Origin of the sequence: Pseudomonas sp. KnCO4, assembly GCF_045344305.1 — a bacterium.
In the GTDB taxonomy this organism is placed as follows: domain Bacteria; phylum Pseudomonadota; class Gammaproteobacteria; order Pseudomonadales; family Pseudomonadaceae; genus Aquipseudomonas; species Aquipseudomonas anuradhapurensis.
Genome location: NZ_CP174199.1, coordinates 2,670,953 through 2,682,940, shown reverse-complemented (window position 1 = coordinate 2,682,940; position 11,988 = coordinate 2,670,953). Strand labels below are relative to the sequence as shown.

The 11,988-nt window shown below is 64.4% G+C and carries 10 protein-coding genes; 3 read left to right on the top strand and 7 right to left on the bottom strand.

The window, feature by feature from the left end; translation table 11 throughout:
* The first annotated feature begins 279 nt into the window (after positions 1 to 279).
* The 3 genes from ACJA3S_RS12660 (at position 280) to ACJA3S_RS12650 (ending at position 4,559) form a co-directional block, all read left to right on the top strand.
* A complete protein-coding gene (locus ACJA3S_RS12660; RefSeq protein ID WP_406822106.1) occupies positions 280 to 1,608 on the top strand; it encodes an MFS transporter in 1,329 nt (442 codons plus the stop codon).
* A gap of 347 nt (positions 1,609 to 1,955) precedes the next feature.
* Positions 1,956 to 3,476, top strand: a complete 1,521-nt coding sequence (locus tag ACJA3S_RS12655; RefSeq protein ID WP_406822105.1) for an FAD-dependent oxidoreductase — start codon at positions 1,956 to 1,958, stop codon at positions 3,474 to 3,476.
* 72 nt (positions 3,477 to 3,548) lie between these two features.
* Positions 3,549 to 4,559, top strand: a complete 1,011-nt coding sequence (locus ACJA3S_RS12650) for an aldo/keto reductase (protein WP_406822104.1) — start codon at positions 3,549 to 3,551, stop codon at positions 4,557 to 4,559.
* 132 nt (positions 4,560 to 4,691) lie between these two features.
* Here the strand turns inward: ACJA3S_RS12650 and ACJA3S_RS12645 are convergent, their stop codons facing one another.
* From ACJA3S_RS12645 to ACJA3S_RS12615, 7 genes are all read right to left on the bottom strand, one after another.
* Entirely contained in the window at positions 4,692 to 5,768 is a 1,077-nt protein-coding gene (locus tag ACJA3S_RS12645) for a metal-dependent hydrolase (RefSeq protein WP_406822103.1), read from the bottom strand.
* A 242-nt stretch (positions 5,769 to 6,010) separates the two neighbouring features.
* Positions 6,011 to 6,772 carry a 1,6-dihydroxycyclohexa-2,4-diene-1-carboxylate dehydrogenase gene (locus tag ACJA3S_RS12640; protein WP_406822102.1) on the bottom strand — a complete coding sequence of 254 codons (762 nt, stop codon included), beginning with the start codon at positions 6,770 to 6,772 and terminating at the stop codon, positions 6,011 to 6,013.
* A 148-nt stretch (positions 6,773 to 6,920) separates the two neighbouring features.
* Positions 6,921 to 7,931: a benzoate 1,2-dioxygenase electron transfer component BenC gene (benC, locus tag ACJA3S_RS12635; RefSeq protein WP_406822101.1), complete on the bottom strand. Its 1,011-nt coding sequence runs from the start codon at positions 7,929 to 7,931 to the stop codon at positions 6,921 to 6,923.
* Positions 7,932 to 8,003: 72 nt separating this feature from the next.
* Positions 8,004 to 8,489 carry a benzoate 1,2-dioxygenase small subunit gene (benB, locus tag ACJA3S_RS12630; RefSeq protein ID WP_406822100.1) on the bottom strand — a complete coding sequence of 162 codons (486 nt, stop codon included), beginning with the start codon at positions 8,487 to 8,489 and terminating at the stop codon, positions 8,004 to 8,006.
* Entirely contained in the window at positions 8,486 to 9,844 is a 1,359-nt protein-coding gene (benA, locus tag ACJA3S_RS12625; protein ID WP_406822099.1) for a benzoate 1,2-dioxygenase large subunit, read from the bottom strand. Before benA ends, benB begins: the two co-directional genes overlap by 4 nt.
* A gap of 114 nt (positions 9,845 to 9,958) precedes the next feature.
* Positions 9,959 to 10,915 (bottom strand): AraC family transcriptional regulator, encoded by a 957-nt coding sequence (locus ACJA3S_RS12620; protein ID WP_406822098.1) that lies wholly within the window; start codon positions 10,913 to 10,915, stop codon positions 9,959 to 9,961.
* Between the two features lie 250 nt (positions 10,916 to 11,165).
* On the bottom strand, positions 11,166 to 11,897 hold the full coding sequence (locus tag ACJA3S_RS12615) for a hypothetical protein (protein WP_406822097.1): 732 nt from the start codon (positions 11,895 to 11,897) through the stop codon (positions 11,166 to 11,168).
* Between the last annotated feature and the right edge of the window lie 91 nt (positions 11,898 to 11,988).

Sequence of the window (11,988 nt, the reverse complement as noted above, 5' to 3'; positions counted from 1 at the left end):
TGTACGAAAAGCCTTGATACTTGTTCATGCTGCGTTGAAAACAGCCTCGGAATGCTCATGTACTCCAGTACACTCCGCTTCCTCGGCTGTTTTCGCCTTGCCTGACCTGCGTCTCAAGACTTTTCATACAGAGCCTAGGCTTTTGGGCTCGGGCACAGCCGCGCGGCACCAGCGCTGTGCAAAAGCACAAAGACAGGCTCGCCGCCGTCCCCGAGACTCGTCAGGGCGAGCGCCGGAACAGGCGACGCGGCGACAACCATAACAACAGAGAACCCGATCATGGCATACAGCCCCGCCCCTGACCAAGGCACGGACACCAACCGCGACGCGCTGTACCGGCGCATCACCCTGCGGCTGATTCCGTTCATTTTCATCTGCTACCTGTTCAACTACCTGGACCGCGTCAACGTCGGCTTTGCCAAGCTGCAGATGCTCGACGCGCTGCAATTCAGCGAAACGGTGTACGGCCTTGGCGCCGGCATCTTCTTCATCGGCTACGTGCTCTGCGGCCTGCCGAGCAACCTGGCGCTCAACCGCTTCGGCCCACGGCGCTGGATCGCGCTGATGATGATCGCCTGGGGTAGCCTCTCCACCTGCCTGTTGTTCGTTACCACGCCTACCGAGTTCTACGCGTTGCGCCTGCTGACCGGCGCCGCCGAAGCCGGCTTTTTCCCCGGCGTGGTGCTGTACCTCTCGCGGTGGTTCCCGGCCGCCCGGCGTGGCCGCATCATGGCCCTGTTCATGTCGGCGATCCCGGTATCGGGGCTGCTCGGCGGGCCGTTCTCCGGCTGGATCCTGGAGCACTTCGCGGCCGGCCAGCACGGCCTGGCCGGCTGGCAGTGGATGTTCCTGATCCAGGGCCTGCCAACCGTCGCGCTGGGGGTATTGGCGGCGTTCCTGCTCAGTGATGGCTACCAGAAAGCCAACTGGCTGAGCCCCGCACAGCGCCAACTGATCGCCGCCGACCTGCAGGCCGAGGCCGCCAGCAAGCCGAGCACCCGCGGCGACGGTGTGCTCGCCGTGCTCGGCAACCCGCTGGTCTGGACGTTCGGTTTCGTCTACTTCTGCATCCAGAGCGGCGTGTACGCGATCAACTTCTGGCTGCCGTCGATCATCAAGAACATGGGCTTCGACAACCCATTGCTGATCGGCTGGCTCAGCGCCATCCCGTATTTGCTGGCCGGTGTGTTCATGATCCTCTGCGGGCGCTCGGCCGACCTGCGCAACGAACGCCGCTGGCACCTGGTGGTACCGATGCTGATGGGCGCCGTCGGCCTGCTGATCGCGGTGAATTTCGCCGGCAACCCGACCGTCGCCATCCTCGGTCTGTCGATCGCCACCATGGGCGCACTCACCGGCCTGCCGATGTTCTGGCCGATGCCGACCGCGCTGCTCACCGCCAGCGCGGCAGTGGCCGGGCTGGCGATCATCAACTCGGTGGGCCAGATGGCCGGTTTCCTCAGCCCGTACCTGGTCGGTTTCATCAAGGATCAGACCGGCTCCACCGATGCTGCGCTGTATTCGCTGGCAGCGCTGATCGTGCTTGGTAGCCTGGTGGCCTTGCGGGCGACGCGTGCCGCTGCACTGGATACCGCACGGGCCAGTTGAACCCTTTCGTGGGTAAACCCGCTCCAACGGGGTACTGCGCTGGCTTCGAATTGCCGCGGCTTCAGCCGCGACCACCGGCAGAGCCGGTGCCAGCCACCGCATCGCCTGCTTCGCGGATGAATCCGCTCCTACAAACGGCTTCGACTGGACGCCGTACCTGTAGGAGCGGCTTCAGCCGCGATCACCGGCAGAGCCGGTGCCAGCCATCGCGTCGCCTGCTTCGCGGATAAATCCGCTTCTACATCGAGCCGACGCTCACAATGGCTTGCCCCTCCGATCGTCAGCTCGACGCATCGCCACCACCGTCCAGGCGTCAAATGATTCCAAAGGCCCCTTTGGAGAATTCCATGACCGAGCACGCCGTGGCCCGCCTGGCCGAGCTTGACCCACATCGCCCCCTGCGCGTCCAGGCCGGCAGCGAGGAACTCATCCTGATCCGCCAAGGCGACCAGGTACATGCCTACCAGGGCAACTGTCCCCACGAAGGTGCTCCGCTCAACGAAGGTGTCGTCTGCGGCGGCCTGCTGGTCTGCCCATGGCACAAGGCCGCGTTCGCTGTCGACGAAGGCGCGGTGTGCGAGCCGCCGGCCCTGGCCGACCTGCGCCGCTACAAGGCCTGGGTCAAGGGCGACGAGGTCTGGGTCGATGATCAACCGCTGCCGGCCGTCGAACCCCCCAGGCACAGCGATGCCCGATGCTTCGTGGTGGTCGGCGCCGGTGCAGCCGGCAGCGCCGCGGTGGCCACGCTGCTGGCCCATGGTTTCGCCGGGCGCCTGATCTGGATCGACCAGGAACGCCAGCCAGGCTATGACCGCACGGCGCTCAGCAAATTCGTCATCGCCGGGCAGATGTCACCCGACGACGTACCTGCCCTGCTCGACCCCAACGCCCTGCGCCAGGGCCAGTTGCAGCGCAGGCATGGCAAGGTCCGCACATTGAACAGCCAGAAGCGCCAGCTGACCCTGGCCGACGGCCAGCAGATCGACTATGACGCCTGCCTGCTGGCCACGGGTGGCAAGGCGCTGCGCCCCGAGATCCCGGGGGTCGAGCTGCCTGGGGTGTTCACCCTGCGTTCACGGGAGGATGCCGCGCAACTGCTCGATGCTGCCGAACCCGGCCAGCCGGTGGTAATCGTCGGCGATGGCTTCATCGGCCTGGAAGCCGCCTCGGCCTTGCGCAAATACGGTGTGCAGGTGCACCTGGTCAGCCGCCATGAAGTGCCCCTGGCTCGCCAGTTGGGTGAGCGCATCGGCCGTAGTATCCGTGCCCTGCATGAACGCAAGGGGGTGGTCTTCCACGGCCCCACCGAGGTCGAGCGCATCGACGGCAATGGCAAGGTCGAAGCCGTGCTGCTGGCGAACGGTGAACGGCTGCACACGCCCCTGGTCTTGCTCGGCACCGGGGTCAAGCCGGCCACCGGGTTCATTCAGGGCGTGCAGCTGAGGGAAGACAAATCGGTGCAGGTCGATGCCGAAATGCGTGCTGCAGATGGCCTGTGGGCTGCGGGCGATATCGCCACCTTCCCGCTCACCGGGCGCCCGGTGCGCATCGAGCATTGGCGCCTGGCCCAGCAACACGGGGTGATCGCCGCCGCGAACATGCTCGGCGAACAGCGCCGCTACGCCGACGTGCCGTTCTTCTGGACCTACCAGCACGGCTGCACCTACGAGGTACTGGGCCATGCGCAGGAGTGGAACCATATCGAGTTCGTCGGCGCCCCGGAGCAAGGTGACTTCATCGCCTTGCAATGCCTGGACGAGCGGGTCGAGGCGGTAATTGCCAAGGGCTACTCGGATGCCATGGCGACACTGTCGCAACGCATGAAGCGCCCGTTGAGCCTGCAGGAGGCACGGCTGCTGATCGGTTGAGGTGCGCCTTTCAATGCGCCCCGGTTGTGTGTAAAACAGGCAGCTCAGCCGACTGCAAAAGGAACCACGCGCATGATCTACCGCCCCCTCGGCCACAGTGGCCTGCAGGTTTCCGCCCTGACCCTGGGCAGCATGATGTTCGGCGAGCAGACCAGCACCGAAGACGCCCTGCGCATCATCGACAAGGCCTGGGACCAGGGTATCAACTTCATCGACACCGCCGACGTGTACAACGCCGGGCGCTCGGAAGAGATCGTCGGCGAAGCGGTGGCCCGCCATCGTCAGGACTGGATCGTCGCCAGCAAGGTCGGTTTCGGCCCGGCCGATGGCTTGCCCAACCGCAGCGGGCTGTCGCGCAAGCATATCTTCAATGCCTTGCATGCGACCTTGACGCGCATGGACATGGACTACCTGGACATCTACTACCTGCACCGCGAAGACCACAAGGTGCCACTGGAAGAAAGCGTGCAGGCGATCGGCGACCTGCTGCGCCAGGGCAAGATCCGCTATTGGGGCGTATCCAACTTCCGCGGTTGGCGGATCGCCGAGGTATGCCACATTGCCGAGCGCCTGGGCGTGCCCAGGCCGGTGATCAGCCAACCGCTGTACAACATCGTCAACCGCCAGGCAGAAGCCGAGCAACTGACGGCTGCCGGTGCCCACGGCCTGGGTGTGGTGCCCTACAGCCCGCTGGCGCGCGGCGTGCTCAGCGGCAAGTATGCACCGGGCGCCACGCCGGATTCAGCTAGCCGGGCCGGGCGCCAGGACAAACGCATCATGGAGGTGGAGTGGCGCCAGGAGTCGCTGGCCATTGCCCGGCAGATCCAGGCCTACGCGCAGGCCAAGGGCGTGGGCATGGTCGAGTTCGCGATCGCCTGGGTGCTGAACAACCAGCTGGTCAGCTCGGCGATTGTCGGCCCGCGCACCGAGGAGCAGTGGGCCACCTATGGTGGTGCGCTGGCCGTGAAGATCACCGCCGAAGACGAGGCGTTCATCGATTCGCTGGTGACACCGGGGCATGCGTCGACGCCGGGCTTCAATGATGTAGCGCATTACGTGAGCGGGCGGCTCGCGCGCAACTGACTGCCCTGCTGTTGCGGCCGCTTCGCAAGCCAACCCGCCCCCGCCGAGGTTGCACCGGCCTGTGGGAGCGGGATCACCTGCGCGAGCTGCGGAACAGGTAGCCTACCCGCTCAGGCATCAGCCATTGGCCGCTCAGTGTCCCCGCTCAGCGGTGCTGACGCCCAGGTAACGATCGGTCCATGCAGCCAACGGCAACGGTGGCTGCTGGTCGACGATACGTCGCCAGATCAGCACCAGGTCATCGCCATTGAACATCGACCCTGGCCCGGCACCCTGCCACATCGAGGGCACGTCGGCCATCCAGCGCCCCTGGTCGTCGCGGTGGGCCATGGTGAAACGGAACGTGTAGTTGCCTGGAATACCCATGCGCAGGTCGGTGACCACCAGCGCATCGCCGATCTGGTCGTAGCGCAGCCAGTCATCGGTGAACCAGCGCAGGCGCTGGTGCAATGGCTGGTCGGCAAGCACCTTGGCCAATTCCAGGTTACGGGGCAAACGCTGCATTTCTGGCGCCTGCCGGTCAAACCCGCTGCTGATGCCTTCGTAGTAATCGCCATCCGGGGTCTTGGCCAGCACCCGCCAGACCAGGCTGTTGAAGGCGATCGGCACGGCGCGTACTTCGCTGGCGACAAGGCCTTGCTGGTCGAGCGCCGCCTGGAAGCGCTGCTCGGCCGCCATGCGCCCGGCCAGGCCGAAACCCAGGTAGGCCGCGCCGAACAGCAGGGCCAGGGTCAGCAGCCGCGTGGCCTTGCCGGTCAGCCCTTTGCAGCTGGCGTAGATCACCGCCGCCAGCAGCGGCAGGGTGTAGACCGGGTCGATGATGAAGACCGCAGCCCAGCTCTGCGGGGTTGTCTGCAAAGGCCAGAACAACTGCGTGCCATACACCGTGAAGGCGTCGAGCAGCGGGTGGGTGACCAGTACCAGCCAGAATGCCAGGAACAGCCTGGGCATGCTGTAGCCCTGGCCTGGCCAGCAGCGCTTGACCAGCCAGGCCAGCAGCCAGGCCAGCCCGGTCAGCACCAACAGCGAGTGGGAAAAGCCGCGGTGATAGGTCATCTGCGACACTGGGTCGGCGTAGCGGATGATCACATCCAGGTCGGGCAGCGTGGCCAGCGCCGCACCATACAGTAGCGAACGGCGGCCCTGGAGGCGGCCGAGCACGCTACCTTGCAAGGCGGCGCCGAGTACGGCTTGGGTAATGGAGTCCACGGGCGGCATTCCTGAAAGCTAGGTTTGCAAAAACTACCCTCAACCCGCCACGAGGCGCAATTCCCGGACCTCAAACGTGATGCACCAGCCTGGTGGAGGAACGGCCTTGCCTCGCGATGGGCTGCGCCAGGCCGTGCCTACAGGATGCGAAACCGGGGTCTAGAACAATTGCCAGGTGTAAACCAGCGTCAGGCGATTCTCGTCGATATCGCTGCGGTAGTTGCACCATGCCAGGGCATTGCTCAGCCGAGGTCGCCGCCCCCCACCGGCAAGACCACGCCGGTGATGTACGAGGCCTCGTCGGAAGCGAGGAAGAGAATTGCGCCCACCTGCTCGTCGATGCTGCCGTAGCGGTGCATCAGGCTGCTGTCCAGGGTCTGCTCGACGATCTGCTGGTACCAGCGCTGTTCCTGCTCGGTCTGTTCGGCGTTGTTGCGCGGCACGCGCCGGGGTGGCGCTTCAGTGCCGCCGGGCGCGGTGGCGTTGACCCGGATGCCGCGCCCGGCCGTTTCGAACGCCAGGCAGGCCGTGAGCGCGTTGACGCCGCCCTTGGCCGCCCCGTAGGGCACGCGGTTGATGCCCCGGGTGGCGATGGACGAGACATTGACGATGGCGCCGCTGCCGCGTTCGAGCATGTAGGGCAAGGCGGCGTGGCAGCACCACAGCGTGGGGAACAGTGAGCGGCGCACTTCGGCTTCGATCTGCTCCACCTGGTAGTGCTCGAACGGTTTGGCCCAGATGGTGCCGCCGACGTTGTTGACCAGGATGTCGAGGCGGCCGAAGGTGGCTACCGCGCTGGCCATGACCCGCGCACAGTCGGCATGCTGTTCGAGGTCGGCAGTGAGGGTGAGCATGCCCTCGCCAGCCAGTTCGTGGACCAGTTCGGAGCGGTCTACCGCGACCACTTGCGCGCCTTCGGCCTTGAGCCGCCAGCATACGCCACGGCCAATGCCCTGGGCGGCGCCGGTCACCAGGGCGACCTTGCCTTGGAATCTGTTGTTCATATCCATCTCTCCGGTTCGCCACGGCCCCTGTGGGAGCGGGCAGGCCCGCGAACGCATCCGGCCAGACAACGTCGTTGAACTCGCTGGCCTCTTCGCGGGCACGCCCGCTCCCACAGGGTTGGCGTATTGCTTGCGATGAAAGAAGCGGTCAGGCCGCTGCCGCGAACTTCTCGTAGTAGAAGTTCGCCGGGGTGATGCCCTGCTCACGCAGGTACTGGCTCACCGCCTCGACCATTGGCGGCGGGCCGCACAGGTACACGTCGACATCGCCATCGTTGAGGTGGCATGGCTCGATGTGCTGGGTCACGTAGCCCTTGCGTGGGTACTGGCTGTGCGGGTTGGCCACGCAGGCGCTGAAGGTGAAGTTGGGGATGCGCGCCGCCAAGGCCTGCAGGCGGTCGAGCTCGACCAGGTCGAAGTCGTTGGTCACCCCGTAGACCAGGTGCAACGGGTGCTCGCTGCCCTGCTCGGCGATCTTCTCCAGCATTGCCGTGAACGGTGCCAGGCCGGTGCCACCAGCCAGCAACAGCAGCGGGCGCTGGATTGGCCGCAGGTAGAAGCTGCCCAGCGGCCCGGCCAGGGTCATGCTATCGCCGGCCTTGGCCAGGTGGGTCAGGAAACTGCTCATCAGCCCGCCCGGCACGTTGCGGATCAGGAAGCTGACCTCGCCGTCCTTCTGCAGCGAGCTGAACGAATAGGCGCGGCTGTGCTCGCTGCCCGGCACCTTGAGGTTGACGTATTGCCCGGGCAGGAACGCCAGGCGGCTGAGGGCCTCACCCCTGAGCGACAGGGCGATGGTACTGGCCGACAGCTGGCGCACGCCACTGATCGTGGCCTCGAAACAGGCCTGCTCGGTCTTGCACAACTGCGACGAGGCCGGAATGCGGATCACGCAGTCACTTGCCGCGCGCATCTGGCAGGTCAGCACGTAGCCTTGGGCGACTTCGTCTGCGCTCAGGGCATCGTCGATGAAGTTGTCACCGAGCTCGTAACGGCCGGACTCGGCCTTGCACTTGCAGGTGCCGCAGGCGCCGTCGCGGCAGTCCAGCGGAATGTTGATGCCCTGGCGGTAGGCAGCATCGGCCACGGTTTCATGGCCGGAGGCTTCGATGAAGCGGGTTACCCCGTCTTCGAAATTCAGTGCGATCTGGTAGTTCATGTTGCACCTCGCGGGCGAGCCGGGCCGCGGCGCATCGCAGGACGCGCCGGGCAGCACTCGCAAGACCCTGGATCAGATGTGGTAGATGTCGATGACCTGGCGCACGTAGTCGTTCTTCAGCACCACCTTCTTGGCCTTGATCAGCGGCTGCTCGCCGCGCAGGTCGAGGGTGTAGAAACTGCTGCCGAAGTAACTGTCGGTGGTCTTGTAGCGGAAGCTCAGGGTGTGCCAGTTGAAGCGCACCTGGCACAGCCCGGCAGCCTGCCCGACGATCTCGATGTTGCTGATGTTGTGCGAGGTGCGGGTGTCGGGCACGGTCGCGCTGGAACGCTCGGTCTTGATCCGGAACACGCGGTCTTCCAGGCCGCCGCGGTTGCCATACCAGATCAGCGAGATTTCGCTTTGCGGGTCCTCGGTCAGGGTGTCGTCATCGTCCCAGCTCGGCATCCAGAAAGTGGCATCGCTGGCGTACAGTTCCAGCCACTGGTCCCATTGCGCGTCGTCCAGGTAGCGCGCCTCGCGGTAGAGGAAGTCGCGCACGGTGTCATACAGGCTCATTGCACGGCCTCCACGGGGATCAGTTGCTGTTCGTCCTTCAGGGCCTGGATCATGGTGTCCTGCCAGTACTTGTGCTGCAGCACGAACAAGCCTTCGTCCTCGGTGCGCACGCCAGACAACAGCGGCTTGAGCGCAATCTCCCTGGCCGCCTCGTCGGCGCCTTGCACCCAGTGCGCAGCCCCACGGGACATGTCGTTCCAGCCGCTGCCGCCGCCGTAGCCGGTCTGGCACGAGCGGAACTCTTCGAGGTCGTCCGGGGTGGCCATGCCGCTGACGTTGAAGAAATCTTCGTACTGGCGAATGCGCTTGGCGCGGGCATCGGCGCTCTCGCCTTTCGGCGCGATGCAATAGATGGTGATTTCGGTCTTGTTCACCGAAATCGGCCGGGCGATGCGGATCTGCGAGCTGAACTGGTCCATCAGGTACACATTCGGGTACAGGCACAGGTTGCGCGAGTTCTCGATCATCCAGTCGGCACGCGCCTGGCCGAAATCGGCCGCCAGCTGCTCCCGGCGCTCGTAGGCCGGGCGGTCCTCCGGGTTGGCCCAGCGGGTCCACAGCAGCAGGTGGCCGTGGTCGAAGGAGTAGAAACCACCGCCCTGCTTGGCCCAGGCCCCAGCGCTCATGGTCTTGATCGCCTCGCCCGCCTCGCGCTGCTTGCGCTGGTTCTGGGTGGCGGCGTAGTTCCAGTGCACGGAACTGACGTGGTAACCGTCGGCGCCGTTTTCGGCGGTGAGCTTCCAGTTGCCTTCGTAGATATACGAACTGGCTCCACGCAACACTTCCAGGCCTTCTGGCGACTGGTCGACGATCATGTCGATGATTTTCGCCGACTCGCCCAGGTGTTCGACCAGCGGTTTGACGTCGGCCTTCAGGCTGCCGAACAGAAAGCCCCGGTACGACTCGAAGCGCGCCACCCTGGTCAGGTCGTGGGAGCCGTCGCAGTTGAAGCTGGCGGGGTAGCCGGCATTGCCTGGGTCCTTCACTTTCAGCAGCTTGCCGCTGTTGTTGAACGTCCAGCCGTGGAACGGGCAGGTGTAGCTGGAGCGGTTGCCGCGCTTGTGCCGGCAGAGCATGGCGCCACGGTGGCTGCAGGCGTTGAGAAAGGCATTCAGCTCACCGTCCTTGTTGCGCGCGATGAAGATCGGCTGGCGCCCCATGGTCAGGGTGAGGAAGTCGTTGTTCTCGGGGATCTGGCTTTCGTGGGCCAGGTAGATCCAGTTGCCCTCGAAGATGTGTTTCATCTCCAGATCGAACAGGCGTGGGTCGGTGAACATCTCGCGCTTGCAGCGGTAGATGCCCTTTTCACGGTCGTCCTCGAGCAAGGCATTGAGGTAGTCGAATCCCAGGGACATGGCCAGGGTCTCCCTTGTTATTGTTTGGACCTGGTCAGGTTAGGGATGGGTAGGCGCCGGCAATATCCGCTTTGTGCGCAGTGCTATCCGTTTTGTGCAGGTTGTGGCTGTGGTTCAGCGCCGCTTGCGCAAGGTTTCCGAGGGCAGCTCGCCAAACTGCTGCCGATACACCTCGGAAAACCGCCCCAGGTGCAGGAAGCCGTAGTCCATGGCCAGTTCGGTCACGCTGCGCACGCTGCAGCTGGCATCGCCCAGGCAGGCATGCACCTGCGCCAGCTTGCGCTGGCGCACATACTGCTTGGGCGTGGTGCCCAGCTGGCGGTCGAACAGTGCATACAACGAGCGCAGGCTCATGCATGCCTGCTCTGCCAACGCTTCGGCGGAAAGTTCGAGTCTTAGGTTGCGTTCGATGTAGTCGAGGATTCGTTCCAGGCTTGCTCCGGGTGAACCCAGGCGCTCGCGACGGATATTGGTCGTCATCAGCGTCAGCAACTTGCTGGCGACGATCTGGCTGTAATGGCCCTGTACCCTTGGCAACGAATCGCTCACTTCCGCTTCATGGCACACCATCGCCAGCAGGTTGACGAAACCGTCCAGCTCATCCAGCCGATAATGGTTGCGCAGGAAGCGCACACCGCCATCGGGCCGCTGCCAGCGCTGTTCGTCGCAGATCGAGTCGAGCAGCCGGGCCGGCAGCTTGAGGATGAATTTCTCGCAGTCTTCCGAATAGGTCAGGTCGACCGGATCATCCGGGTTGATCAGCAGCAGCTCGCCCGGTACCAGGTGCTGCTCGCGCTTGGGCCCACGCCACAAGCAGTTGCCGTTGAGCAACACCTGCAGGTGGTAGATGGTTTCCAGTGCTGGCGAGGTGACGCGTACGCTGCCGCCATAGCTGATGCGGCACAGGTCCAGTTCGGCGAACTTGCGGTGGCTGAGGCTGGCCTGGGGATGGGTGGTGCGGGACAGGCCGATGCAATGCTGGCCTACATGCTGGTTCACATAATCGGACACAGCATAAGGGTCGGCGTGATGAAACACGCTACTGCGCTCGCTCAGCAGGCGGCTTTCCATAGGCAAGGCACTCGGTATCGTTGTTGTTCTGGTCGCCGCGCCCGATGGCCAGACAGGCAGTGATTGCGGTCGTCACGCTCATTCTATCGAGCCGGCCGGGGACGCAGGGTGCAGGCGACAACCGGTGAATGCCCCACTTAAGCAAAATGGCCGGTGTCGGGCAATGCACGGGAGAAATGCCCGGGCGGATAGCGGACAGCGGGTGACGATGGGCGTTCGGTTATCGCACGCTGTTTCCAGTGCCGTACTCTCACTGTACTGGCAGGAAGTTCATCAACAACAAGCTCTGCGCGTAATTCAGGCCAATCCGCCGATAGCGTTCGTCAAGCAGCTCGGCCAGCAAATCCAGGCGCGCCACGATCTTGCCGAACTCCACGGCAAAGCTGAGGTTGCTGCCTTCCTCGGAGATTTCATTGGAGAACAGCAACAGCTCGCCATTGGCATCTTGTCGCTGGCTCAGCATCCAGGTGGCCTTTTCGATGTTGCGCGCAGCGTTGTTGACGAACAGCGGATCGATGGTATCGGTCATGTAGAACTCGGTACGCCCGCCATGCGCGGTGATCAGCATGCTGCCGATGGCGTAGATGAACGCGCCGACCCGATCGCCGCGAAACTCCGGGCTCAGGGCATAACTCAAGGCCGCCAGGTCACGGCGCTTGCCCAGTTGCGGCAGCGGCTGGCGTTGTTCGATGGCGATGCGGATCTGCCGCTCGGCAGTGGCGGCGTCGACGTAGCCGGACAGTTTCCACTGGCTGGGGTTGCGCAGGTACAGCTTGTTCATCAGCAGGTACAGGCTCTGCAGGTTGTCGCGCATGGCCAGCGTGGCCATGCGGTCGACGCTGGTCTGGAACAGCTCGCTGGGCTTGCCGTTGCCGAACTGGTCGAGCATGTCGCGGCCCTGTTCCTGGGTGCAGGCGCACAGGCAGGTGAAGGCGCCTGCCAGCAGCAGGCGCGAGAGGATTTTGGGACTGCTTGCAACCATCGGCACCGGGTCGATATTCGGTGGCCGCTCCGGGTATCGGTGCGGCTTGGCCAAGAATAGAGCGTGGAAAGTGCGAAAAGTGCCAGATGCA

Excerpts from the sequence above, each read along its gene's own strand:
- ACJA3S_RS12660 (WP_406822106.1), top strand. The coding sequence starts at position 280 with ATGGCATACAGCCCCGCCCCTGACCAAGGCACGGACACCAACCGCGAC.
- ACJA3S_RS12655 (WP_406822105.1), top strand. The coding sequence starts at position 1,956 with ATGACCGAGCACGCCGTGGCCCGCCTGGCCGAGCTTGACCCACATCGC.
- ACJA3S_RS12650 (WP_406822104.1), top strand. The coding sequence starts at position 3,549 with ATGATCTACCGCCCCCTCGGCCACAGTGGCCTGCAGGTTTCCGCCCTG.
- ACJA3S_RS12640 (WP_406822102.1), bottom strand. The coding sequence starts at position 6,772 with ATGAACAACAGATTCCAAGGCAAGGTCGCCCTGGTGACCGGCGCCGCC.
- benC (WP_406822101.1), bottom strand. The coding sequence starts at position 7,931 with ATGAACTACCAGATCGCACTGAATTTCGAAGACGGGGTAACCCGCTTC.
- benB (WP_406822100.1), bottom strand. The coding sequence starts at position 8,489 with ATGAGCCTGTATGACACCGTGCGCGACTTCCTCTACCGCGAGGCGCGC.
- benA (WP_406822099.1), bottom strand. The coding sequence starts at position 9,844 with ATGTCCCTGGGATTCGACTACCTCAATGCCTTGCTCGAGGACGACCGT.
- ACJA3S_RS12620 (WP_406822098.1), bottom strand. The coding sequence starts at position 10,915 with ATGGAAAGCCGCCTGCTGAGCGAGCGCAGTAGCGTGTTTCATCACGCC.
- ACJA3S_RS12615 (WP_406822097.1), bottom strand. The coding sequence starts at position 11,897 with ATGGTTGCAAGCAGTCCCAAAATCCTCTCGCGCCTGCTGCTGGCAGGC.